The 22,113-nt window shown below is 67.0% G+C and carries 20 protein-coding genes; 10 read left to right on the plus strand and 10 right to left on the minus strand.

The window, feature by feature from the left end:
* The first annotated feature begins 79 nt into the window (after positions 1-79).
* Both JRI60_RS34155 and JRI60_RS34160 read left to right on the plus strand, forming a co-directional pair.
* Positions 80-1,174, plus strand: coding sequence for an ATP-grasp domain-containing protein (locus JRI60_RS34155; RefSeq protein ID WP_204220112.1), 1,095 nt, complete (start codon positions 80-82; stop codon positions 1,172-1,174).
* A gap of 397 nt (positions 1,175-1,571) precedes the next feature.
* Complete coding sequence (locus JRI60_RS34160; protein WP_204220113.1) at positions 1,572-2,954, plus strand: RICIN domain-containing protein; 1,383 nt, start codon at positions 1,572-1,574, stop codon at positions 2,952-2,954.
* Positions 2,955-3,048: 94 nt separating this feature from the next.
* Here the strand turns inward: JRI60_RS34160 and JRI60_RS34165 are convergent, their stop codons facing one another.
* From JRI60_RS34165 to JRI60_RS34185, 5 genes are all read right to left on the minus strand, one after another.
* Complete coding sequence (locus JRI60_RS34165; protein ID WP_204220114.1) at positions 3,049-4,281, minus strand: cytochrome P450; 1,233 nt, start codon at positions 4,279-4,281, stop codon at positions 3,049-3,051.
* Between the two features lie 5 nt (positions 4,282-4,286).
* Entirely contained in the window at positions 4,287-5,180 is an 894-nt protein-coding gene (locus tag JRI60_RS34170; RefSeq protein ID WP_204220115.1) for a class I SAM-dependent methyltransferase, read from the minus strand.
* A 39-nt stretch (positions 5,181-5,219) separates the two neighbouring features.
* Positions 5,220-6,053 (minus strand): NAD(P)-dependent oxidoreductase, encoded by an 834-nt coding sequence (locus JRI60_RS34175; RefSeq protein WP_239469865.1) that lies wholly within the window; start codon positions 6,051-6,053, stop codon positions 5,220-5,222.
* Between the two features lie 145 nt (positions 6,054-6,198).
* Positions 6,199-6,696 (minus strand): hypothetical protein, encoded by a 498-nt coding sequence (locus tag JRI60_RS34180; RefSeq protein ID WP_204220117.1) that lies wholly within the window; start codon positions 6,694-6,696, stop codon positions 6,199-6,201.
* Between the two features lie 122 nt (positions 6,697-6,818).
* Positions 6,819-8,069 (minus strand): NAD(P)/FAD-dependent oxidoreductase, encoded by a 1,251-nt coding sequence (locus JRI60_RS34185; protein ID WP_204220118.1) that lies wholly within the window; start codon positions 8,067-8,069, stop codon positions 6,819-6,821.
* A gap of 323 nt (positions 8,070-8,392) precedes the next feature.
* Here JRI60_RS34185 and JRI60_RS34190 point away from each other — a divergent pair, with 323 nt between their 5' ends.
* Positions 8,393-8,962, plus strand: a complete 570-nt coding sequence (locus JRI60_RS34190) for a hypothetical protein (protein ID WP_204220119.1) — start codon at positions 8,393-8,395, stop codon at positions 8,960-8,962.
* 36 nt (positions 8,963-8,998) lie between these two features.
* On the opposite strand, the gene JRI60_RS34195 is transcribed toward JRI60_RS34190, so the two are convergent.
* Positions 8,999-10,561 (minus strand): alpha/beta fold hydrolase, encoded by a 1,563-nt coding sequence (locus JRI60_RS34195; RefSeq protein WP_204220120.1) that lies wholly within the window; start codon positions 10,559-10,561, stop codon positions 8,999-9,001.
* Positions 10,562-10,769: 208 nt separating this feature from the next.
* Between JRI60_RS34195 and JRI60_RS34200 the strand changes: the two genes are divergently transcribed.
* The gene (locus JRI60_RS34200) at positions 10,770-11,453 is read left to right on the plus strand and encodes a glutathione S-transferase family protein (RefSeq protein ID WP_239469866.1); all 684 of its coding nucleotides are present in this window, start codon (positions 10,770-10,772) and stop codon (positions 11,451-11,453) included.
* A gap of 68 nt (positions 11,454-11,521) precedes the next feature.
* On the opposite strand, the gene JRI60_RS34205 is transcribed toward JRI60_RS34200, so the two are convergent.
* Positions 11,522-11,836, minus strand: coding sequence for a hypothetical protein (locus tag JRI60_RS34205; protein ID WP_204220121.1), 315 nt, complete (start codon positions 11,834-11,836; stop codon positions 11,522-11,524).
* A gap of 303 nt (positions 11,837-12,139) precedes the next feature.
* On the opposite strand from JRI60_RS34205, the gene JRI60_RS34210 reads away from it, so the two are divergent.
* From JRI60_RS34210 to JRI60_RS34220, 3 genes are all read left to right on the plus strand, one after another.
* The gene (locus JRI60_RS34210) at positions 12,140-13,189 is read left to right on the plus strand and encodes a hypothetical protein (RefSeq protein ID WP_204220122.1); all 1,050 of its coding nucleotides are present in this window, start codon (positions 12,140-12,142) and stop codon (positions 13,187-13,189) included.
* A gap of 25 nt (positions 13,190-13,214) precedes the next feature.
* Positions 13,215-14,024, plus strand: coding sequence for a GNAT family N-acetyltransferase (locus tag JRI60_RS34215; protein WP_204220123.1), 810 nt, complete (start codon positions 13,215-13,217; stop codon positions 14,022-14,024).
* Positions 14,025-14,117: 93 nt separating this feature from the next.
* Positions 14,118-14,456 carry a hypothetical protein gene (locus tag JRI60_RS34220; RefSeq protein ID WP_204220124.1) on the plus strand — a complete coding sequence of 113 codons (339 nt, stop codon included), beginning with the start codon at positions 14,118-14,120 and terminating at the stop codon, positions 14,454-14,456.
* Between the two features lie 47 nt (positions 14,457-14,503).
* Here the strand turns inward: JRI60_RS34220 and JRI60_RS34225 are convergent, their stop codons facing one another.
* Positions 14,504-16,123, minus strand: coding sequence for an alkaline phosphatase family protein (locus tag JRI60_RS34225; protein ID WP_204220125.1), 1,620 nt, complete (start codon positions 16,121-16,123; stop codon positions 14,504-14,506).
* Positions 16,124-16,636: 513 nt separating this feature from the next.
* Here JRI60_RS34225 and JRI60_RS34230 point away from each other — a divergent pair.
* Together JRI60_RS34230 and JRI60_RS34235 are read left to right on the plus strand one after the other, a co-directional pair.
* Positions 16,637-17,191, plus strand: coding sequence for a hypothetical protein (locus JRI60_RS34230; RefSeq protein WP_204220126.1), 555 nt, complete (start codon positions 16,637-16,639; stop codon positions 17,189-17,191).
* 352 nt (positions 17,192-17,543) lie between these two features.
* Positions 17,544-19,811 (plus strand): pyridoxal phosphate-dependent decarboxylase family protein, encoded by a 2,268-nt coding sequence (locus JRI60_RS34235; protein WP_204220127.1) that lies wholly within the window; start codon positions 17,544-17,546, stop codon positions 19,809-19,811.
* A gap of 361 nt (positions 19,812-20,172) precedes the next feature.
* On the opposite strand, the gene JRI60_RS34240 is transcribed toward JRI60_RS34235, so the two are convergent.
* Positions 20,173-20,826, minus strand: a complete 654-nt coding sequence (locus JRI60_RS34240) for a glutathione S-transferase family protein (protein WP_204220128.1) — start codon at positions 20,824-20,826, stop codon at positions 20,173-20,175.
* Between the two features lie 284 nt (positions 20,827-21,110).
* On the opposite strand from JRI60_RS34240, the gene JRI60_RS34245 reads away from it, so the two are divergent.
* Positions 21,111-21,563, plus strand: a complete 453-nt coding sequence (locus tag JRI60_RS34245; RefSeq protein WP_204220129.1) for a GNAT family N-acetyltransferase — start codon at positions 21,111-21,113, stop codon at positions 21,561-21,563.
* 50 nt (positions 21,564-21,613) lie between these two features.
* Here the strand turns inward: JRI60_RS34245 and JRI60_RS55195 are convergent, their stop codons facing one another.
* Entirely contained in the window at positions 21,614-22,093 is a 480-nt protein-coding gene (locus JRI60_RS55195; protein ID WP_430384333.1) for an Imm52 family immunity protein, read from the minus strand.
* Positions 22,094-22,113: the final 20 nt, after the last annotated feature.

The following is a 22,113-nucleotide window of genomic DNA, read 5'->3' on the forward strand; positions in this document are numbered from 1 at the left end:
GGGATACGTCCAGTCCCAAGCTCGTGCGCGCCCCGCTTTCAGCGGGGCGCGTGCTTTCCGGACCCGAGAGGACGCGCCCATGCCGCGCAGCGTGCTGATACTCGCCCCCGCAACCGATCCCCACGCGGCCGCGCTCGATTGGGCGCTTCGCCAGCAAGGCGTCGTTCCGCTCTGGACGCCCTCGCTGCCGACGGGGCCGGACACCGGCTATGCCTTTCGCATCAATGCGGAAGGCGAGCGCTTGTCGGGCAGGGTCGCTGGCGGCGACCGCTTCGGCGCGATCTGGAACCGCCGGCTCGAAGACCCCGCGCCGATGTGCGCGGAGGCGGACCGGGCCTTCGTGACCTGGGAATGGAAGCTATTCCAGCGCAACCTCTTCGGCCTGGAAGGCGCCTACGGCGACGCGCTCTGGGTGAATCGCCCGGATGCCGCGCGGCGGGCCGAGAACAAGCTGGAGCAACTGCACGTCTGCCGCCGGCTCGGTCTGGCCTTTCCCGAGACCGTGGTGACAAACGATGCGGAGCAGGTCGACGCCCTACGCAAGAAGTGGGGGCGGATCGTCTTCAAGTCCTTCCTGATGCACCAGTGGGAGCATCGCGAGAGCGGCAGGAAGTACGCGGTGGGCGTCACCTTGCTGGACGAGCGCAGCGAGCTGCCCGCCGACGCCATCGCCGTCTGCCCTGGCATCTACCAGCGCTACATCGAGAAGGCGTGCGATCTGCGCGTCACCGTGATTGGCGAGCGCTTCTTCGCGATGAGCCTGCGCGGGGCGGCCGGCGATGCCTACGTCGACTGGCGGCCGCATGGCCAGGATCCCGCGATGCGCGCCGAGGCGGTCGCGTTGCCGGCGGCGGTCGAGGACAAGCTGCGCGCGCTGATGCGCGAGCTGGGTCTGGTGTTCGGCTGCATCGACCTGGCGGTGGACCGGCAGGGGGAGATCTATTTCCTCGAGGTCAACCAGGCGGGCCAGTTCCTGTTCGTGGAGGACATGGTGCCGGCCTATCCCGTGTTGCAGGCGATGACCGCCATGCTGACCAGCGGGCGGACGGACTACGACGCCGCCGTACCGGCTGCGGTGACGATGGAGGCGTTCAGGGCCTCCGATGCCTATGCCGCGTTGAAGGAGCGGGTCCGGGGGAAGGCGCCCGACAGGCGGCTGTTCTCGCTGGAGTAGCCTTGCCGCGGAGAGGACGGAGGTATGCAGTCTCCTCTCAGGCTGCGGGCCCAGGGAGCCACTCAACGCCCCGCTCACCTTGCGCGCCACCTGGAATGAGCCGCGCCCGAAATCCAGGACGTAGATTTCATTCTTCCCCGCCACCTCACGAATGAATGCCAACCGCGAGCCATCGGGCGCGAGCATGAGTGAAATGCGGTACAGCACAGTCGACGTAGAAGTACGGGTGTGCGCACCGCGAAGCATTGCAACGTCGTCGCGGGAGCGACGGCGTATATGGGATCGCAGTCCCGCGGGCTGGTGATAGTGTCCGAATATGTACAATCGCTTCGCGTACGCGCTTATTTGCTTGACTTTCGCGAGCTGCCACTGCGGGAGCAGTGGGATCGCGCCCCCCATGCCGCACTTCGATCCTCCCAGCACCACCCCCCTCCCCGGGGTGGGCTCGCTCGTCTCAGTCATCAACCTCGACGACGAGCCGGTGGTCTGTTTCACGACCGACGGCACGGCCCCGGACTGGAACGGGGGCGACTGCCCGAACCGGCTCGACGCGAACCGCCAGATCGCGGTGCCCCACTGCGGGTTCAACCTCATCCGCATCGCGTGGTCGACGGGCACGGACGAGGCCAGCTACATGGTCGAGAGCGAGGACTGCAAGGCAAGCTGCGACCCGGTGCTGCCCTGGTCCAACGGAGAGCTGGTGCGCGCCTTCGCGTCCTGGCAGGACGAGATCAAGTGCAAGATGAACGGGTGCGAGAACCCGGCGTCCACCGGCAACTGGTCGGCGCAGTGCGACACCGGGAGCGTCGCCTGGAACGTGAGCCTCGACGGCCTGCGCGCGGTCAGCACTTTCACCTTCGACGCCTGCGCTCACGCCGTCACCCTCGACGTCGAGGAGAACGGAACGACGGTCGCGCGGACGTTCAACCTCGTGGTCGACGGCCAGCTGCTCCAGGACACCGACTTCAGCGGCACCGGTAACGAGGGCGGGACCGTCACGGTGTCAGGCGATTTCACCGGCACGGTGACCTCGCGCATCGTGATCAAGAACAAGAAGCGCGGCGGCGGCAGCTTCGAGGCGGCATGCTCGGCAGATCCTCTGGAAGGGATGGAGTGCGCCCCGTCGCGCGCGAAGATCGCCTACGACTTCCCGGACTGGAGCTGCCACGGCGGTATCTGCCCGGTCTCCGCCGTGGCCGGCTGCGAGCGGTCCGACGCCGACGGTGACACCATCGTCGATGCCGACGACAACTGCTCCAAGCATCCGAACACCGACCAGGCCGACGTCGATGGCGACGGCATCGGCGATGCCTGCGACGACGACCCGGGCTTCGTCGTCATCCGCTTCAAGACGAAGAACCGTTGCCTGCTCGCCGGCGACGGCAAGGTCCAATCGACGAGCACGTGCGAGCCTGCCGACCCGCTCCAGCAATGGCAGATGTTCCCCGACGGCGACGCCGCCTTCGGGTTCCGCAACCTCGCGAACGGCGAGTGCCTGAGCCAGTCCGGCATCCTCGCCGGACCCTGGACCGTCGTCACCGACCCGTGCGACGGCAGCGACAAGCAGCGCTGGATGCTCGAAAGGCACGACCAGGGCGGCTTCGACGAGTATTTCCCCATCCGTCTGCACAACGTCGCCAACAACTTCTGCGCGTACACCGACTTCACGGGAAACGTGTTTGGCACGGCCGCCAATTGCGGGCTGTGGGGGACCGAGTCGGGCCAGAAGGTCGGGTTGTACTACGGAGGCGCGTTCGACACGCCGCCGTACCAGCCGTGAGCCGGCAGCGCTCGGGGCACACCTACCCGACAGCGGTGCTCGGGGCGCTGGTGGCTCGGCGGCGCCGCGCGTAAGGCCTCACGGCAGTCCCCTCTCAGACCGCGGGCCCGAGGACCACCGGCAGCGACTGGAGCCCGCGGAAGCCCACGTTGTCCACCCACTCCGGCAAGACCCCTGGCGCCACCTGCATTCGTGGGAAGCGGCGCAGCAGCGCGGCGAAGGCCTCCTGTGCCTCCACGCGTGCCAGCGCCGCGCCCACGCAGTAGTGCGGGCCCATGCCGAAGCCCTGGTGACGCAACTCCTCGCGCCGCACGTCCAGCCGGTCCGGCTCCGGGAACTGGGCCGAATCCCGGTTCGCCGCCGCGATCATCAGCATCACCCGGTCCCCCTTCCGGAAGGTGTGGCCTCCGAACTCCAGGTCCACCGCCGCCACGCGGTTGGTGAACTGCACCGGCGAATCGTAGCGCAGCAGCTCCTCCACCGCGTCTGGCAGCAGCTCCGGCGCGCCCCGCAGCAGCTCCCACTGGTCCGGGTGGCGCAGCAGCGCCAGCAGCCCGTTGCCAATCAGGTTCGTGGTCGTCTCATGCCCCGCGAAGAGCACCAGGGTGCAGGTGGACAGCACCTCCTGTTCGCTCAGCAGGTTGCCCTGCTCCTCCGCCCGCACCAGCGCGCTCAACAGGTCATCCCCCGGCTGGGTGCGCCGCCGGGCGAGGAGCGGCCGGAAGTAGTCCTCGAATTCGAGGATGGCCTCCAACGCGCCCTCCACCTCCGCCAGCGTCGGACGGCCCGTGCCGATGAGGCTCGCCAGCTTGTCCGACCACTTCTTGAGCCGGTACCGGTCCTCCCGCGGCAGCCCCAACATCTCGCCAATGACGATGACGGGCAGCGGGTTGGCCAGCTCGGAGATGATCTCCATCCGCTCCTTGCCCCTCGCGGCGTCCAGCAGTTCCTCCACCAGCGCCCGGATACGAGGACGCAGCGCCTCCACCATGCGCGGCGTGAAGGCCTTGTTGACGAGCGAGCGCAGGCGCGTGTGCGAGGGCGCATCATGGAAGAGCAACCAGGAGGCCATGTTGCGGCTCATCGGCGCCAGCTTCCGGACGACCTCCTCGGGCATCCCCTGGGAGAACATGCCCGTGCGGACCGAGGACAGACGCATGTCACGGAAGCCCGCATTGACATCCGCGTAGCGCGTCACCACCCAGGCCCCCCACGGCTCGCTGAAGTGCACGGGCGCCTCACGCAGCAGCCGGGCGTAGAAGGGATAGGGGTTCTGCCTCCGCTCGGGGCTCAGCAGTCCGTAGGGGTCGGCGACTTCCATCGGCATGCCCATCATGGTTCCTCGTGCAAGTGTTCACCCGCGCCTCTGGATGAGGCGGCGGACCCTGGTGATTCCCTCCCCTGGAGCTCGTAACGCAGGTGACGGATCAGGTGCCGGTAGAATGGCAGCCGGCCCATCATCCCGTACATCGCCCGGGAGAACCCGTTCCTGGCCAGCCGGTCGACGAGGGTGGGCATCGTGAGGAACGGGACGTCCTCGGCGAGGCGGAGCTTTGGCACCTGCTTCTCGAGGTCGTGCGGATCATCGACGCCCCACACGAGCTCGACCTTCGCGCCACGCACAGTCGCGAGCCGGGAGACCAGGCGCGTCATCGCCCCGCTGTAGCCGTCGAACATGAGCTGCCCGCTCGGGAATTGCCCGGTGATGCGCCGGAGAAGCGCCGTCCCGTCCTTCTCGTGCAGGTACATCATCAGGCCCTCGGCGATGACGAGCACCGGCGTGTCTCCGGGGATGGCGTCGAGCCAGGAGAGGTCCGTCACCGAGGAGCCGATGCGGCGATAGCCTTCGCGCTCCGGGTACAACCGCTCGCGCAGGGCGATGACGTCGGGGAAGTCGACGTCGTACCAGCGGACCTTCGGCCCCGGGTCGATCCGATACACGCGGGTGTCGAGGCCGCAGCCGAGGTGCAGCACCGTCGACACGGGGTTCGCCGCGAGGAAGGCCCGCGTCCACTGGTCGAAGTGCAAGGCCCGTATGGGCAGGGTGATGTCCCCCCCGCGCGGGAGCTTCAAGGCCTTGAAGTCGTAGTCGATGCGCGCGACGGCGTCCGCGGCGAACCGGTCGCCGAGGATGGAATGCTCGGCCGTGGCGTCCCGTGCCTTGCCGTACAGCGTGGCGAGGTACGTCTCCTTCTCCTTCGTCAGACGAACCTTCTGCTCCACCATGATCGCCTCTCCCGCCGCTGTGCGCGGTCCAACCCTGCGTCAATCCCGCATCAGGGTCCGGAACACGGCCGGCAATTCCTGGCGACCCAGACCCTCGCTGAGGGCGCGCTTGTAGTTGTCGAGCAACTCCTGCGGGAAGCGCGCACTGATGCGGGCGTCCTTGCTCAGCCGGACAATGTGCTCGATGGCCGCGACGTGGGTATCGAGGCTGCACTGGTCGCCCGAGAAGTCGTTGCGTTCGACCATGCCCTGCGCGGCGTCGGCGGTGACGGAGACCAGACCGAGGAAGGAACTCTTGTGGGAGAAGAAGATCTTCGGATCGAGACCTTCCGCCTTGCACATGGCCGCGGCGTGCAGGAACGCCAGGGAGCTGCCGTAGTAGGCCTCGAGAATCGCGCAGTCGAGCGTCGCGGCGGAACCGATCTTCTCGTCGACGTAGACCGAGTTCCTGGCGATGGCCTGGAAGGTGGGGAGGTGCCGGTCGAAGACGGCTCGCGACCCGGCGTAGAAGACCGTGGCGTAATCGGTGGCGACGAAGCCCGGGTAGGCGAGGATCGCGGCGTCCAGGTAGTCCACGCCGTGTGCCTTCGCCCACTCCAGTCCCTCGCGAGCGTCCGCGGGTGAGCCGCTGGTGAGCTGAACGAGCGTCTTTCCGGCGAGTGCGCGCGCGACGCCCTCCGCGGAGAGCAGTTCGGCGCAGGCCGCGTAGTTGGACACGGAGACGACGACGAGCGCTCGTCCCGAGACGGCCTCGATGAGATTCTCGAACGCGAGGGTGCCACCGCCCACGGCTCTTGCCTTGCTGGGAGTCCTATTCCAGACCGCGACGTCGTGACCCGCCGCGGCGAAGGCTCGCGCCAGTGCACTTCCCATGAGGCCACTACCGATGACCGCTATTTTCGTGGGGCTACGGGGGTCCATCTTCCATCTCCTTGTGTCGAGCGACAGAAGCACCAACCCCTCTCCCTCCGGGAGAGGGACGGGGTGAGGGTATCGGAAGGACGCAGGTTCGTATCCATTACAGCAGGACGATGGGCCGCCTCGCATAGAGGATGACCTGGTCCAGCGGGACGCCGAGCTCGTCGAGCTTGACCTGGGCTTGCTCGAGTGACTCCACGGCGAGGAGTCCTACCCGGACATAGCCGACCTCCTCGTCGAGATGGAGGGTTCCGACGCCCGGCACCGTCATGACATCGACGGCGTCCCTCACCATCTGACTCGAGGCTCTTCCGCGTGGAGCGCGGACCCGTACGGCGATGTTGGTGGCCTCCTCCCCGAAGATGTCACGCAGTCTGGCCTCGGCGCTCTCGCGCTGTTCGGGGGCGAGGAGGAGGACGACCCACTGGCCGTCTTCGAACGTGATGCCGCCGAAGTCCGGGACTTCCTTCGTGACGCGGATGAACTGCAGGGTGAGCGCGCTCGGCTCCGGAATGCTCTGGCCGGGCTGGTCGTCGGGACCGGGTATACCGCAACCAACGGAAAGAAGGACGCACAGCAGGGCAACTCGGCTCAACATTCGAGGACCTCCAGGGTTGCGGGTGAAGACGTCCCGCCCTCACGTCATGTGTGGGCGCATCCAACACGGCCATCCTATCATGGCGCCGCGGTCGATCCCGACCGGCCGAGCCCCTGCCTCGGCTACCCCACTCGAGGCAGTGCGAGCGGCAAGAGTGCGGAGGGCGGGTCCACCATGTGGAGCACGCGCATGGTGCGCTGGTGCGCGTCCGGATCGAAGGTGGCCCGGAGCATCACTCGATCCCCCACGGCCGTGTTGAGCGTCATGGCCAGGCGCCGGGCCACGCTCACGTTCTCCAGGGTGCATCCGGGCACGCGGAGATCCTCGCCGGCCGCCGTGAGCCAGGGGCCCATGACGAGCGCGTTGAACCGCTCCTGCGAGGTCCTCCCCTCCCGGGCCAGTTGCCTCCCGAGCTCGAGCGTCGACAGCAGGCTCACCGTCATTCCCTGCCCATAGATGGGATTGAAGGAGCACAGCGCATCACCCATCATCACGAGGTTGTCGGCCTGGAACGCGGGCCGCAGCACGCGCGTGCCCGCCATCCTCCGAAAGCAGCGGATGGGCCCCACGAACTCGGCGTCGGACAGCACCTGGGCCACACAGGGGTCACGCAGGGAGCGCGCGTACTCCAGGAAGCCCTCCCGGTCTCCCGGGGGCAATTCGCGACCGGCGCCGATCAGCATCGCCAGGTGGAGTCCGTCCTCGATGGGGTTGATGCCACCTCCGCGCAGGAAATGGGGCGCACACACCTGCACGTAGGCCTGCCGGAATGGCAGACGCTCCGCGTGGGGGAGGCGCACCACACACGTGGAGTAGCTCGACCGAGCATCCACCTTCTCGAGCACCGCCTGCGAGCGGAAGGGACCGTTGCGCCCCGAGGCATCCACGAAGAGCGAGGCCTCCACCTCCCGCCCATCCCGCGCCTTCACCGCCAAGATGCGGCGTCGCGAGGAGTCCCACCGGAACGTCTCGGCCTCGAAGCGCTCGACGAGCTCGATTCTCGGGTTGCTCACCAGACGCGCACGGACCGTCTTCTCCAGGAGCCTGCGGCTGCACAGGCGCGAGGTGATGTCCGAGGGGGGACGCGGGAAGGCGCCGAAGCGGCCCACCCAATAGCTGTTCTTGCCCCAGTCGATCTCCACGGCCCCGGCCCGGATGAGATCCTCGTCGATGCCCGGGAAGAGCTCCCCGAGTGCCAACCAACCGCGTCGCATCAACACGTGGAGGTGATCCACCTGCGGCACGCCCTGGCGCTCGTGCGCCACGTCCTGTCCATCCCTATCCACGAGCAGGACGCGCTCGAAGTGCTGGGACAACACGTTCGCCGCCGACAATCCCGCGATCCCACCGCCAATCACGACTGCGCTCGACATGAAGAGGCTCCTTGGGTGCTTTCGTCTACGCAGACCCGTCGCACCCGTCATCACTCAGAAGGGGGAAACCACCCTCCCCTCCCGAAGGCTTTCACGCCGGACCACGACAGCCCCTGAACCAGGGCCCCCTGCGTTGCTGCTCGACCAGTCGTTGGGTGTGGCAGGGTTTCCTCATATCGTCTCATCCAGTGAGAATGATTCTGACGTGACGGGGAATTGTCTTGACGCCATCAGCCATGGGGCCATCTCAACTCAAACCCCATTTATTGCGATCTCCCCGGATTCTAATTATTGTCGTTTCCCTCTCTCGAAAAGGAGCAGTCATGAAGCGTGATACGACTTCCCTGCTGCACAGGACGATCTGGGGAGTGACCCTCTCGTGGGCCCTGGGATGCGGTGGGGTTCCTGAGACGCCGGAGACCTCCTCGGCCGAGGAGTTGGTGACCTCGGATGTCTCCGAGGCGCTCGCGGACGAGTGTTCTGGCGCAGTAGGGACGGGGACCTACAAGGGCTACATCTGCCCCTCGCATAACTTCATCACCACCCAGACAATCTCCTGCGCGGAGGCTCGCAACAACTGCGTGCTCAACGCCAACGCGAATCCGGGCAGCAGCGTCTTCTGTACCTGGAACAACCGGGTCATCTACCGCCGGGACGTGAGCGCGGGCGCGTGCAACTCCCTGGTCTGTTCCGCCGTGACGGGGACGGGGCAGTACAAGGGGTACGTCTGCCCCTCCCACAACTTCATCAGCACCAACGCCATTTCCTGCCAGGAGGCTCAGTCCAACTGCCAGCTCAACGCCAACTCGAACCCCAGTTCCAGCTTCTACTGCACCTGGAATGGAACGGAGATCTTCCGGCTCGAGAGGACCGCCGGCATCTGTCCCCGGTGAGCGCGCCCTGACAGCCGTCCCCGGCGCGACGCAATCTCACGGAGCTTCGTCTGGCTGGGGAACGGCGGTGGCTGGGGGCTCGACGAGGAACTCGATGTGGCTCGCGGCCGCGCAGGCGGTGTCGGGCCGCACCGTGGGCTTGCGCAGGAACTCCCGGGCGATGTCCGCCGCGCAGGTGTTGGTGTCGAGCACCGCGTGAGCGCCTCCAGCGATGACCACGTGGTGGCCGCGCTCGAGGGTCTGCTCCGCGGCGCTCCCCAGTGCCGGCGGGGCAACGGGATCGAAGTCTCCCGAGAGCAACAGCGTGGGGACCCTGGACACCACCGGCTCGTACCAGGACGGGTCCGCGGCGCCCGAGGGCCACTGGGCGCAGGTGCTGAACATGCCGAGCTGCGTGGGCAGGAAGAAGTCCTGGAGTTCCGGCAGCGCTCCGGCCGCTCCCGCGCTCACCGCCTCGGGGCTGGTGGCGGACACCTCCTCGCGGCACAGGGTGGAGAGGTGCATTCCGTAGCTGAGGCGCATGAACGACGTCAGCATTGGCGAGGCGCCGATGGCGTTGCCGAGCAGTGCGGTCCGCCCCTCCATCACGCCGTGGAGCATGGCGGGAATCGTCTCGAGGATCGCCGGGTCCTGGAGGAAGCCGGACAGGAACTGGATGAAGACGGCCCCGTCTACCCGCAGGCGGCCGGGCCGGCCTTCCGGGGTCTGGAAGCGCACATCGAGGGGACTCGCATTCAGTGATCGCACCACCGTGGAGAAGACCTGCTCCAGCTCGGGATAGCGGGCATCACAGGCCGCATCCGCGGCGCAGGCCTCGAACACCTTGCGCAGGGAGCGGTCGAAGCCCGGCACCGCCTGGAGGTAGAGGTTGTCCCGCGGTGGCAGCACCGAGTCGATGATGACGCTGCGCACGCGCTCGGGCGCCCGGCGGAGTACCTCCAGCGCGAGCCGCGAGCCGTAGGCGGAGCCGCGGAGGTTGATGTGCTGGAGTCCCAGCGCCAGCCGGATTGCCTCCACGTCCTCGGCGCTCTCCTGGGTGTTATAGGCAGTCACATCGATGCCCTGGCCCCGCAGGCGATCGCCGCACCGGCGCAGCGGGTCCGGATAGGGCATGCCGACCTCCCAGCACTCCAGCGCGGGCTCGGAGCCCCCGACGCCGCGCTGGTCGAACACGATGAGCTGCCGCTCCGGGGCGAGGGCCTCCACCCGCTCCCGCGTCAGGGGCTTCTCGAGCTGGGCGAGGCGAAGTCCCGGGCCTCCCGTCAGGAGCACCACCGGATCCTTCGCCTTCGCCTTCTCGGGCGCTTCGAAGATGGCCACCGCGACGCGGATCCACCGGCCGTCCGGTCGGGCATGGCGCTCCGGGACGGCGACGTAGCCGCACCGGACCGTCTCGCCTTCCACCTGATCTGGCGCCAACATGAACCAGCACGGTGCTGGCTCGAAGCCCGCCAGCGCGTGCTTCTCCGCCAGGGCCCGCCCGATGTGGTCCATTGGGGTGGACGGCTCGGCCGCCACCGCCTGGCCGCAGCCCGCGAGCAGCAGCCCACTTCCCACCCGTACCAGCCAGCGTGTCAGCCCTCTCCTCGAGAAACGCATGCTTCCTCCTCCTTGGCGTGTCCGGATACGGTTACAGGAGTGATTGAAATTTTGGAAGTAGCTGCTATCTCGGAATAGCCGGTCAGCTCGGACCGGGTTCAGCTCGCGAGTCCCGCCACCACATGTTGGAGCGCAGTGAGGGCAGCGCGTCTCCTCCCCCGTGGATGGCCCCAGGATATGCTCGCGACCGGCAGCCCGGTGGACGGGCGTGAGCCGTCGACCCTCTCGCCGTTCGCTGACGATGCGCATCCTCTTCCACATCCAGACCTCACCCTTCGCCCGCCGTACCCGCCTCGCACTCGCGCACAAGGGGCTCACCTTCGAGCTGCGCAACGTGCGTGCCCACCCGGAGTTCCTCGAGGAGTCGCGCCGCCTCTCCCCACTCAAGACGACCCCCGTCCTCGTCGAGGAGGATGGACGTGTCCTCGGGGACTCGACCGCCATCTCCCACTACCTCGATCGGGCCTACCCCTCGGCTCCGCGGCTCTGGCCGTCGGAGCCCGATGATGCGCTCGCCGTCTTCGAGCTCGCCTCGCTCGTCGACCTCGCCCTGAACACGATCGCCGATCTCGGCGCCCGGTACTACGCGCTTCACTCCTCCGAGGCCTGGAATGACGTGAAGACCGAGGCGATGGAGCGCGCCCAGCGCGCGCTGGACGCACTGGGCCAGCGCGTCTCGGTGCTCTCGCGCCCCACCATCGCCCGCAGTGGCTGGTCGGCGGCGGACATGTGGCTCGTCACCGCGGAGCACTGGCTCGCAACGATGCCCGAGCGTGCGCCCAAGTTCCCTGTGATCGCGCAGCTGGCCTCGCTCGGTTGGCGCCTGCCTCCGGAGCTCTCCCGCTGGGCCGATCAGCACCGCAACCGGCCCGATGTGATCGCGCTCGGCTAGCTTCTTCGCGAACGGACAGCTCCACCCTTCTTCTGCTCCGCCCCCGCTCGAGGGAGCCGGGCTGGAGGTTACTTGCCGCCAGCCTTGATGAAATGCGTGAGCGCGTCAGGCGTGAGCTTGTATTCCGGGCTCAGCGACGTGTGGCAGGACTTGCAGTCCTTGACGCTCGGGTTCTTGGCTTTGGCCGTGCTCAGGAACTTCTTCATGACCTTCTTGGCCTCGGCCTGTCCGCCCTTCGTGCAGGCATCCTTGACCAGGGTGGTCTTGAATTCCTTACGAACGCAGGCGGCGGCGTCAGCAGCCTGGGCATCCTGTGACACCGAGGTCAGGGACAGGATACCGGCAGTAGCAGCAGCGAGAGCGAGCAATTCGAGTTTCTTCATATCGTCTCATCCGGTGATTCAGAAGGCCGCTCCTTCGAGGAATGTCTCGTGGGAGCTCCTGGCGGGTGGTTCAGCAAGAGACAGGCCACATCATCCGAGCCAGAACTGGAGGGAAGGAGGCGGAGTGGATTCAAGGCATTGGCGCTGCGGAGGGGATGTTCAGGTCCCTCCGGTGCCGGCACCCGCGTGCCAGCCGGCGAGTCGGCCGACACGTCATCTGGGTCAACCGACATGTCAGGAACCACGTCAGGCGCCAGGCGTGCCACCGGTCGAAGTGGGACAGAATCCCTCGAAGGAGACCCCATGCACCCCGGTGTATCGCTGACGTCGGATGACACGGAAGACTGGCACCTCCCCGTCGTGGGGCCTGGCGTGTTGCTGGACGTCCCCACGAGGGGACGCTGGCTGCAACCCCCTTCCCTGCACCTGGAGGCGGCACCGGGCTACCGGCTGCGACTGGTGTGGCGTGGCCAGCCGCTGCTCTGGGCACGCATTGCCGGCTACTGGGACCAGTGCGTCCTCGTCCGCGGACCGGCGGATGTGCGGGGTGCCCTCCCCCTGCTGACGGCCCCCGACGTGCGCGCGGTAGGCCACGAGCCGGGAACGCCGGCCTGGTGGGAAGCCTGGGCGAGGCAGTGGGGACGCATGCTGGTGGACACCTCCGAGTCCGTGCTCTACACCGGCCGCTGGTGCTTGCGCCCCGTGCGAGCCATCTCCGCGGACCAGGCATCACGCCACGCCATCAGCACGATGGAGTGGTCCTTCGGCCAGCCGCCCATGCCACCGCACTCGCTGGACGCGGTGCTGCGCTTCCGCCCAGCTTGGGTGGAGAACTGGTGGGAGGAGATTCCGGACCAGAAGCCGGGCACGGTGCTCCCCCTGCGCGCCCCCTCCGACGCGGAGGACGGCCGCATCAAGAGTTGGCGCAAGCGCGCGAGGGACGGAACCTTGCCGCCCGCGCTGCTGCTCTACGTGGACCTCCTCGGGAAGTGGCTCGTGCTGGACGGGCATGACCGCATCCACGCGGCGCTGCTCGAAGGGCGGGAGCCCCCGTTGATGGGACTGTGGCCCGTCGTGGAGACACGTCGCCCCGAAAGCCGGGTGCGCGAGGAGGGCGCGTTGATTGGCGCCGAAATCCAGCTGCGCGCCGGGGCCACGCCAGAGGTCATCGACCGCGTCAACCGCCTGTTGGTGCGCAGCTTCAGCTCGTCCGGACGCGGCACCGTCACGCGCGCGTGGCCCGTGACTGGAGGCATCAATGTCTGGCAGGCGGAGTTGCGCGCGTGGCGAAAGTGGAACCCTACCCCCCTGGAGGCGGATGACTGGGATTGGCTCGTCTCCGACCAGGACTGACCCGTTGCCCTTTGCGCAAGCACATATGAACGACAACGACACGACTTCTCATGAAGCCCCCTGGATCCACGCGGGTCTCCCGCGCCACACCATCCGTGATGCCTCGGGAACCGGGGTCCTCACCTACTCGCTCTTCACGCGCGAGGGGCGGCCCTGGGCGGACCTCGCGTGGCGCGCACCGGGCGTGGACGCGACCCGCTGTGCCGATGTGCTGCTCGCGCCCCTTCGTGGCTGGGCTCTCTCCACGGATGACGAGGCCCTCGCCCTGGCACTCATCGACCGGGGGGCCCGGGTCGTGAGGCATGCGCACAGCTACTCCCGGGACCTGGGAGTTTCTCCCGCCGCCTCCTCGTGGGCCTTCCCCGAAGCGCCAGGAAGCTGCCGTCTCACTCCAATCGACCGGAGCGCCGAGGAACTGGTGCCCGCATTGCTCGCGGCCTACCCACCCGGCCACCCGGACCACTCCGGATGGACCCCCGAGGAGGCACGACACGAGGTGGCGCGAATGCTCGCAGGAGAGGTACTCGGCCCTCTCCTGCCGTGCAGCGGCCTCGCTCTCGAGGGTGACACGGTTGTCGGCGCCTGCCTCGTCACCCTTCGTGAGGGGAGCCCTCCTCATGGAGGCCCGTGGGTGCTCGAGGTGTACCGGAACCCCGCGCCCCGGTATGCCGGCGTCGGGACCGCGCTGCTGCGCCGTGCCCTGTGGCTCTCGAATCGAGCGGAACCACCGGTCCTGAGCCTCGTCGTGAGCGACGGCAATCCGGCACGGCGGGTGTACGAGCGTCTCGGATTCCAACACGTGGGCTCCTCCCGGACACTCGAGTTGCCCACCTGAATGTGGCTCGCGGGGCCGCTGAGGGCCGGCCCGCTCACGGGAGATTCTGAGTAGACTGGCCCATCACGGTACCTACGGAGGCGCTCTCAGGGAATGTCGCTCATCGGATTGCTCGTCAGCCTGTTCCTGCAATGCTGCCTCGGGACCTGGCTGTTCATGGTGGTGGCCTTTTCCGCTGGCGGGCTGGCGAATGGCCGCACCCTGCCGGCCTGGCAGACCCGGATGCTGGACCTGAGCCTGCTCGCCGTACCGGCATCCAGTGCGGTCGTGGCACTGGGGATGCTCGCGCTGTATCTGGCGGGGTCTCCCTGGCTCTCCTGGTGGTGGAATGCGCTGCCGGTAGGAGTCGGGCTGGTGTACTTCTTGTTCTTCGGCTCCGCATCCCGCTCGAGAACGGACCGGCATGTGGCCTCGTCAGCCGGACGGGATTGAAGCCCGATATGGACGTTGCTTCATTCGCCATGATGGCGGAAGTCGTCCTATCGCCCCGTGAGTGCCTCCGCGCGCGGCTTGCCTTCAGCCGATGCGGGCATCCCCATCTCCAGGAGCGCGGACAGCGTGGGGGCCACGTCCACCGGGTCTATCTCCTGGAGGTACAGGCCCGGTTTCACACCCCGGCCCGCGAACACCACCGGAACCTGGGACTCGTAGGAGTAGGGCACGCCGTGGTTGGTTCCGCGTGGGTAGTCGGTCACGACCTGGAACGGCTTCGCCATGAAGAGCACATCCCCGCTGCGTCGCGGGTAGTAGCCGCGCCGCAGTGGCTCCACGAGGCCCTCGGTGTCCGGCGCCGTGTCCAGGTCGTCCCGGGCCACCGCCATCACCGCGAAGGGCTGCTTCGCGATCCATTCCGCCGCCGCGCGCCGGACCGCCGCGCCATCCACCTGGCCTGACTCCAGGGCCTTGCCTCCCAGGTACACGTCCAGGTCCAGCATCGCCACCGTCACGTCAACCCCGAATTTCGTGCGCAGCTCCGTCGCCAGCGTCTTGGACACCTCCAGGGAGTTGATGCGCCTGGCGGGCACGCCCGCCTGGGCCCAGGCCTCCGGAATCTCCGCGCCGCCGTGGTCCGCCGACAGCGCGATGAGCAGGTTCGCCCGGCCTCCCGCCGCGCGCTCGGCGGCCGCGATGAGCTCGCCCAGCGCCTGATCCAACCGCAGCAGCGAGTCCTGGATCTCCCACGAGTACGGACCGAACGCGTGGAACACCTCGTCCGTGCCGCTGAAGCTCACCGCGAGGATGTCCGGCACGTCGTCCTTGCCCAGGCCCTCCCCCTCCAGCGCCGCCTTCGCCGCTTGCACCAGCAGGTCATGTGAACGGGGCGACACGGCGAAGGCCTTGTAGGACTTGGGGCCCGGTGCCGTGAGCCCATGACGCAGGGAATGGGGGAACGTGCGGCCCATGCCATAGGCGTCCGGCTCCGCGGCGCGGTCATCCTCCCCCACGTACTCCGCGCGCGGGCGCAACAGCTCCCAGGTCCTGCCGAAGCCCGCGTCCGGCAGCTTGCGCGCGTTGAGCTCCTGCATCCACGCGGGCACCTCCTTCGCGTACCAGGTGCTCGTCACCATCTTTCCCTCCACCCCGTCGAACCACCACGCCTGGCCCAGCCGCCCGGCCAGTGGAATGGCCGCGCGCGCCTTGAGCGACAGCGCCACCACCTTGCCCCTTCCCTGCGTGGATACGCGCAACCGGTCCGCCAGCGTCTCCGCCATCAGGTTCTCGGGGCTGGTGTCCGAGGAGGGATCGGTAGCTCCGTCCAGGACCGGATGTGTCGGATCCATGTAGACCTGCACGCGCTGGCCGGTGGCACGGTCATGGACGTCGTTGTCCACGATGCCGTGGCGCCAGGGGTTCGCGCCGGTGGCCAGCGTGGCGTGACCCGGTGCGGTACGGGTCTCCGCGTAGGCGTACCGGGCGTAGGGGTAGAACGCCCCCGTGTTGAGCAGCTGCCCCAGCCCCCCCGTGAGGCGCGGACGGTTGCGCAGGAGCAGGTCGCTGCCCAGGGCATCCACGCTGATGAACAGCGTGAGCTTCGGAGCCTTGGCGGAGGCGGGCAGGGCGAAGAACAGGGCGGCGAGGGCAGCGAGGACACGCGACATGGTGGACAGCCTCTCCGGCCGGATGGTCAGAAGCAACCCACATACGTCCCCACCGCTTGGACGCGTTCCCCTGCCCTTTTCATGGGCGGAGCTTTCCCGCCGCGTGTCGTGCCGGGCCTCGTCGCTCGCATTCTTTGACACCTGACCTGGCCCGGTAGAGGGTCTGGTGGCTGACGACGCGCATCCTCTTCCACATCCAGACCTTCCCGTCCGGGCAAGATTGACGTGGTCTACACGCCTCCGTAGCCGTGTTGAACACGAGAGGCGCTATCACCCCAGTCGACGTGTCGGTGCGCCCGCTGCGTGTCAGCAGGCGTGTCGGTGGGCGTGCCGACATGGTTTTTCAGGGGCTGAAGTGCCTGAAATCCGAGGGCCTCCATGTTGGCATCTGTCCTGCAATGTACGGGACCCCAAGCGGAGCGGCCTCCTCTGCCAAGTACGCAGGGAGTGCCGGACACGCTCCGAAATGGCCGTCCAGTGCTCGGCTCACTCACACTCTGGAGAATCAATCCCATGAAAACGAATCCTCTCCCTCTTCTGGCGGTGGTGGCGCTCACGCTCTTGGGGCCCTGGCCTGCCCTGGCCGAGCCACACTGGGGGGAATTCAAGAAGGACAATTGCTCCGCAATCGGCAAGAGGCAGTACTCCGCCGTTCTCTGGGGCATCAGCGGTTCCTGGGAGGCGGCGTGCCAGAAGATGCCCGCGACCATCAACGGCAAGCGTTTCGCTCGCCCCACCCGGTGCAAGAACGCATCATCCAGCATGTGGGGGGAGTTCGACCTGGATGATCCCTCGTGCACGCCGCGATGGGGGGAGTTCGGCAAGGGCGAGTGCGTTGGGCCAAAGCTGCGTGAGTACGCAGCGATCCTCTGGGACGTCAAGGATCGCAGCTGGGAGGATGCGTGCGCCGAGATGCCCGCCACCATCAATGGCCATTACTTCGCCCGCCCTACCCGGTGCTTCAAAAACAGACTCGGGGACATAGCCTTCAACATGTGGGGCTATTTCAACGTCCCGGACGCGTCATGCCCCGCCAGCACTGCGACCAAAGCCTCCACAAAAAAATGATCTCCGCAGGAGAGCTTGCTTATCAGGATATGGCCGACATCGGGACGGGTGACGTCCGGCAACGGATGGGAGACAAGGCCACGTCACTCGCAGAGGTAGCAAAGGGTGCGCGAGCCACTCCTCCACAGGCCTTCCACAGTGGGCGCGGTCAACGTCAGCCGCAAGCGCTCCATGCCCTTGCCGAGGTTCTTGCGCTGCGCGACGATCTCGCCGACCGGGCTCGTGTTGCTCGAGCACCACTCAGCGCACGGCGCTCAGCCTCGAGTTTTTGACACCGTCTCCGGACACCGTCTTCGGAATCCATGACAGCTCTTGGGCTCTGGGCCTAGAGTGCGCGCCGTAAGGAGGAGTCATGAGCGAGAAGTTCCATCCGAACTATGGCGGTGCAGCCACCGAGTCCTTGAGGGACGCGCTACAGAAGCGACTGCGCTCCAATGAACTGACGCACCGATTCCAGGTCACGGCTCAGCCCCGCGAGGCCCCCGCCGTTCCAGGAGACCGCCAGGTGGAGGCCTGGTTCCTCGGGCCCCGCGCCGAGAATGCCGAGCTCTTCGAGCAGCTCGTCGTGGAGGCGCTGCGCGATCACGCCTTCTGGCGCCGCAACTTCCATCCCAGCGATCCCCCTGCCATCACCCAGAGTATCAAGCGCGATCCGGGCTACCTGCAGGCGCTGGACACGCTCCACACCGAGTTCGACACGCTCCTGGCAGAGCTCAAGAAGTCCGCTCCCTTCTTCAGCATGCGCTACCAGGGGCACATGACGTGGGATCAGACGATCCCTGGCATGGCCGGGTACTTCGCCGCGATGATGTACAACCAGAACAACGTGGCGCTCGAGGCCTCGCCCCTCACCACGGTGCTGGAGGTGCGCGTTGGACAGGATCTCTGCCGCATGCTCGCCTTCCCCGAGCACGAGGGGATCAAGCCCTGGGGCCACCTCACCAGTGGTGGCACCACCGCCAACATCGAGGCCATGTGGGCCGCGCGCAACCTGAAGTTCTATCCGCTCTCGCTCCAGGCGGCCATCCATGAGAGGCCTGAACTGGCCCCGCTGAAGGACTTCCGGGTCACCTTGCCCTCGGGCCGGAGCGCGCTTCTGGTGGAACTGGACACCTGGCGGGCGCTGAACCTGGGGGTGGACGAGGTGCTGGGCATCCCGGCCCGCATCGAGCAGCAGTATGGCGCCTCGCACGGCCTCACCGTGGCCAGACTCACCCAGCTGGTGTCGGATTACACACTGCAGGATCTGGGGCTCGTCGAGTTCACCCGCCGCCACCTGAACGGGGTGGGCTCACCCGTGTTCCTGGTACCGGGCTCCAAGCACTACTCGCTGCCCAAGGCCGCGGCCATCCTGGGGCTGGGCGCGGACCACATGTACAGCATCCCTCTGGACGTCGAGGGCCGGATGGATGTGGCACGCCTGGAGGCGAAGCTGGATCAGTGTCTGGCCGAACGCCGACCGGTGATCGCCGTGGTGGCTGTGCTGGGCACCACGGAGGAGGGGCTGGTAGACCCGCTCGCCAAGGTCCTGGCCCTGCGGCGGGACAAGTACCGTCCGGCGGATATCGAGTTCTGCGTGCATGCGGACGCAGCCTGGGGCGGCTACTTCGCCTCGCTGCTGCGCGAGCCGCCGCAGGGCATGCGAACCGCCGGTCCTACTCCAGCGCTCTCCCTGAGCACCTACGTCACCGAGCAGTACCTGGGCCTATCACAGGCGGACACCGTCACCCTGGATCCCCACAAGACGGGCTACCTGCCCTATCCGGCGGGCGCCATGTGCTACCGCAATGGCGCCATGCGCAGTCTGGTGGCCTTCGAGGCCCCGTATATCAACACGGCCGGCGGCCAGGAGGAACTCACCGTGGGCAAGTACGGCGTGGAGGGCTCCAAGCCCGGCGCCGCCGCCGCGGGCGTGTACCTCAGCCACGCGGTGATCCCGCCGGATCAGCGTGGCTATGGGCAGATCCTCGGCAGAGCCCTGTACAACTGCAAGATGTTCCACGCCGGGCTCTTGTTGATGAATGAGCCTTCGGACCCCTTCCTGGTGGTTCCCGGGCCGCGCTTCCAACTCCCGCCGTCCCTCATGGAGCGCTACGGAGGCACCAGTCAGGCGCTGGAGCGCCTGCGGCACGTGGTCCGAGGCAAGAGCAGCGCGAGCCTCTTCTCTACCGCGGAGGGCGAGGATCTGGAGTTGTTGCGTGAGATTGGCGCGGATCTCAACATCGTCACCTACGCCTTCAACTTCAAGACGGCCGGCGGGCTCAACCCCGACATGTCTCTGGTCAACCTCTTCAACCGGAAGATCTACGACAGGCTAGGGGTCAAGGCGGATGGCCGGGACATCTACGGCTACCAGCTGCTGGTGAGCACCACGGACTTCATCGAAGCGGACTACGGCAAGGTCTTCTTCGAGGACTACCAGCGGCGGCTGCTGGGCACCTCCACCCCCATCGGCCCCTCCGAAGGGAAGATCAGCGTGCTTCGGTCGGTGATCATGGATCCATGGATCGCCGAGGATCTCCAGGGGCGCCCCTTCATCGAGACGATCATGGAGGAGATGCGCTCCACCGTGTTGGACGTGCTCAAGGAGTTGCAGGAATCAGGTGAGCTGCCGTCCTGAGGACCGCCTGGCCGTGGAGCCGTTGCTCAGGCTCCCGGCCTGATCTCCAGGGGCCGGCTCGAGGGGGATCCTTCAGCCGGCTTCCCTGGCCCCGGCGGGCAATCGAGCGATCACGCGGCGGACGTACCGGCGTTCCTCATCGAGCGCCACGCGCGGGCGAAACCGCCCGAGAACACGAAGCAGGGCAGGCTCACACCTTCTGTGGGCCCGCCTCCGTCCCCGCTCGAGGGAGCGATGGGCCGCACCAGAGCGAATGCGAAGGTGATGACGGTGGGGGCCTGCGCACAAAATTACAAGGGTCAGGCCCCATAAGCTGAACGAAAAACTCGGATGACGACTTCGAGCCCAGGACAGACCTCAATCAACCGATTGGTGGCTCTCCGGTGTAAACCGCCAATTGAGCGGCGAAAGCCCGCTTGTAGGCGGGCCGCGCTTCGCCGCGGGCGACATAGGCGGCCAGGTTCGGAAATTCATCCAAAATGCCCGATGATTTCAGCCTGAGCAGCACCGACACCATCATCAGGTCGCCCGCGCTGAACGCACCGTCGAGCCAGTCGGCATCGCCCAAGCGAGCAGATAGTTGCTTCAGCCGGCCGCGCACGCGATCCTCGACCAGAGGCATGCGCTCCTTATTCCAAGGCTTGTCGCCCTCGAGGAGCTTGGCGGTTCCGAGCTCAAGGATCGGCGGCTCCACTGTGTTGACCGCGGCGAACATCCAAGTGATCGCGCGCGCCCGGGCATTGGCATCGTCCGGCAGCAAGCCCGCATGGCGCTGGGCGATATGGAAGACGATCGCTCCTGTCTCGAACAGCGCAAGATCGCCTTCCTCATAGGTCGGAATCTGGCCGAAAGGATGAAGCGCCAGATGCGCGGGCTCCTTCATCGCACGGAAGGAAACAAGGCGAACCTCGTAAGGTTGGCCCACTTCTTCAAGCGCCCAGCGAACGCGCGTGTCACGCGCCAGCCCCTTGCCGCCGTCGGGCGAACGTTCGAAGGCGGTGATGGTGATGGTCATCGTGAGGCTCCTCCTGGCAAAATCATCGGCTGTGGGGCCGGCAAGCTGTCAAGGCAAATTCAACGAGACGCCGTCGCCGCAGACGTTCAAAAGTCGTCTCTGCTTGTGACTACGCCCCCATAATAGAAGGGCCCCAGGGTCCCAGCGACGCTGGCGCCTCACCCTGCTGGTGTGTGAGACCGGTCCAGATTCCCGCGCTTCGTCATGCCCGAACAAGATAGAACCCTTCCACCATTCGCCTCGCGACCTCCCTCGGGGCGCAGACTTGACGGAGCCTTTTCAGAATGATCCTCCGCGACGTCACAGATGAGGACCTTCCCATCTTCTTCGAACACCAGCGCGACCCAGAAGCGCTGCGCATGGCCGCATTTCCATCGCGGGAGCGCGACGCGTTCATGACCCACTGGCGCACAAAGGTTCTCCGCCCTGAAAACGTCACCCGCACCATCGTCATGGGCCGCGTGGTCGTTGGGTACATCGGCAGTTGGGAACAGGATGCCAGGCGCCTGGTCGGTTATTGGATTGGTCGCGAGCATTGGGGCAAAGGCATCGCCACTCGAGCCCTCTCTGAGTTTCTCGTGCTCGAGCCCACCCGGCCGCTTCATGCGTGGGTCGCTCTCCACAACCTCGCGTCGATCCGCGTCCTCGAGAAGTGTGGCTTCCACACCATGATCAACGAGAACCCGCATCACCCGGGTGGAGTTGCCGAAGTCCTCATGAGGCTTGGTTCGACGTAGTGAGTGTGGCTCGCGCTACGACGACTTCCGGTTCAAATTCCGGCGCTTCGTCATGCCCGCCAACATCCCGATGTGCTCTGGCGTCTTGGGCAGGACTTCGGCCTTGTGCTCGAGGCGCACACCGCTGTGAAGGACAGCACCCAGCCCATCGGAGCCAACAAGGTGCGGCAGACGAAGAGCCACCCTGATCGGGTTGCAGCGCGCGGGCGCCGTCGGGACGGAGTGCGCGCCACGGCCGTACTCGTGTCGCCCTGCACAAGCGTTACGACGGGGGCCCACCCCCACGCGGAGCCTTCGCGAGGCCAGGCGGGAAGCGGAGGTCCAGGGGCCTCGAGGGGCTCGCCACCGGCCTCGAGTCCCTTCACTGGCCGACGCGACTCCTCGGCCGACCGGCCCTCCTCGTACCACCGCGAGAATGACGGATGGCACTGCGCCAGCAGCCGGAAGAATGTCTCCGCCCTCGCCGCCCACTCCTCCCGGGACTCCGAGCGCCGGCGCCAATACGCCGTGGCCGAGTAGCTCTCTCTCATGGGCGCGTGCCTTCCATCGC

Origin of the sequence: Archangium violaceum, assembly GCF_016887565.1 — a bacterium.
Classification (GTDB): domain Bacteria; phylum Myxococcota; class Myxococcia; order Myxococcales; family Myxococcaceae; genus Archangium; species Archangium violaceum_B.

Coding starts and splice junctions, on each gene's coding strand:
- JRI60_RS34165 (WP_204220114.1), bottom strand. CDS start 4,281: ATGCCGATGGAAGTCGCCGACCCCTACGGACTGCTGAGCCCCGAGCGG.
- JRI60_RS34185 (WP_204220118.1), bottom strand. CDS start 8,069: ATGTCGAGCGCAGTCGTGATTGGCGGTGGGATCGCGGGATTGTCGGCG.
- JRI60_RS34190 (WP_204220119.1), top strand. CDS start 8,393: ATGAAGCGTGATACGACTTCCCTGCTGCACAGGACGATCTGGGGAGTG.
- JRI60_RS34235 (WP_204220127.1), top strand. CDS start 17,544: ATGAGCGAGAAGTTCCATCCGAACTATGGCGGTGCAGCCACCGAGTCC.
- JRI60_RS34180 (WP_204220117.1), bottom strand. CDS start 6,696: ATGTTGAGCCGAGTTGCCCTGCTGTGCGTCCTTCTTTCCGTTGGTTGC.
- JRI60_RS34240 (WP_204220128.1), bottom strand. CDS start 20,826: ATGACCATCACCATCACCGCCTTCGAACGTTCGCCCGACGGCGGCAAG.
- JRI60_RS34205 (WP_204220121.1), bottom strand. CDS start 11,836: ATGAAGAAACTCGAATTGCTCGCTCTCGCTGCTGCTACTGCCGGTATC.
- JRI60_RS34170 (WP_204220115.1), bottom strand. CDS start 5,180: ATGGTGGAGCAGAAGGTTCGTCTGACGAAGGAGAAGGAGACGTACCTC.
- JRI60_RS34225 (WP_204220125.1), bottom strand. CDS start 16,123: ATGTCGCGTGTCCTCGCTGCCCTCGCCGCCCTGTTCTTCGCCCTGCCC.
- JRI60_RS34245 (WP_204220129.1), top strand. CDS start 21,111: ATGATCCTCCGCGACGTCACAGATGAGGACCTTCCCATCTTCTTCGAA.
- JRI60_RS34155 (WP_204220112.1), top strand. CDS start 80: ATGCCGCGCAGCGTGCTGATACTCGCCCCCGCAACCGATCCCCACGCG.
- JRI60_RS34230 (WP_204220126.1), top strand. CDS start 16,637: ATGAAAACGAATCCTCTCCCTCTTCTGGCGGTGGTGGCGCTCACGCTC.
- JRI60_RS34210 (WP_204220122.1), top strand. CDS start 12,140: ATGCACCCCGGTGTATCGCTGACGTCGGATGACACGGAAGACTGGCAC.
- JRI60_RS34175 (WP_239469865.1), bottom strand. CDS start 6,053: ATGGGAAGTGCACTGGCGCGAGCCTTCGCCGCGGCGGGTCACGACGTC.
- JRI60_RS55195 (WP_430384333.1), bottom strand. CDS start 22,093: ATGAGAGAGAGCTACTCGGCCACGGCGTATTGGCGCCGGCGCTCGGAG.
- JRI60_RS34195 (WP_204220120.1), bottom strand. CDS start 10,561: ATGCGTTTCTCGAGGAGAGGGCTGACACGCTGGCTGGTACGGGTGGGA.
- JRI60_RS34160 (WP_204220113.1), top strand. CDS start 1,572: ATGCCGCACTTCGATCCTCCCAGCACCACCCCCCTCCCCGGGGTGGGC.
- JRI60_RS34220 (WP_204220124.1), top strand. CDS start 14,118: ATGTCGCTCATCGGATTGCTCGTCAGCCTGTTCCTGCAATGCTGCCTC.
- JRI60_RS34215 (WP_204220123.1), top strand. CDS start 13,215: ATGAACGACAACGACACGACTTCTCATGAAGCCCCCTGGATCCACGCG.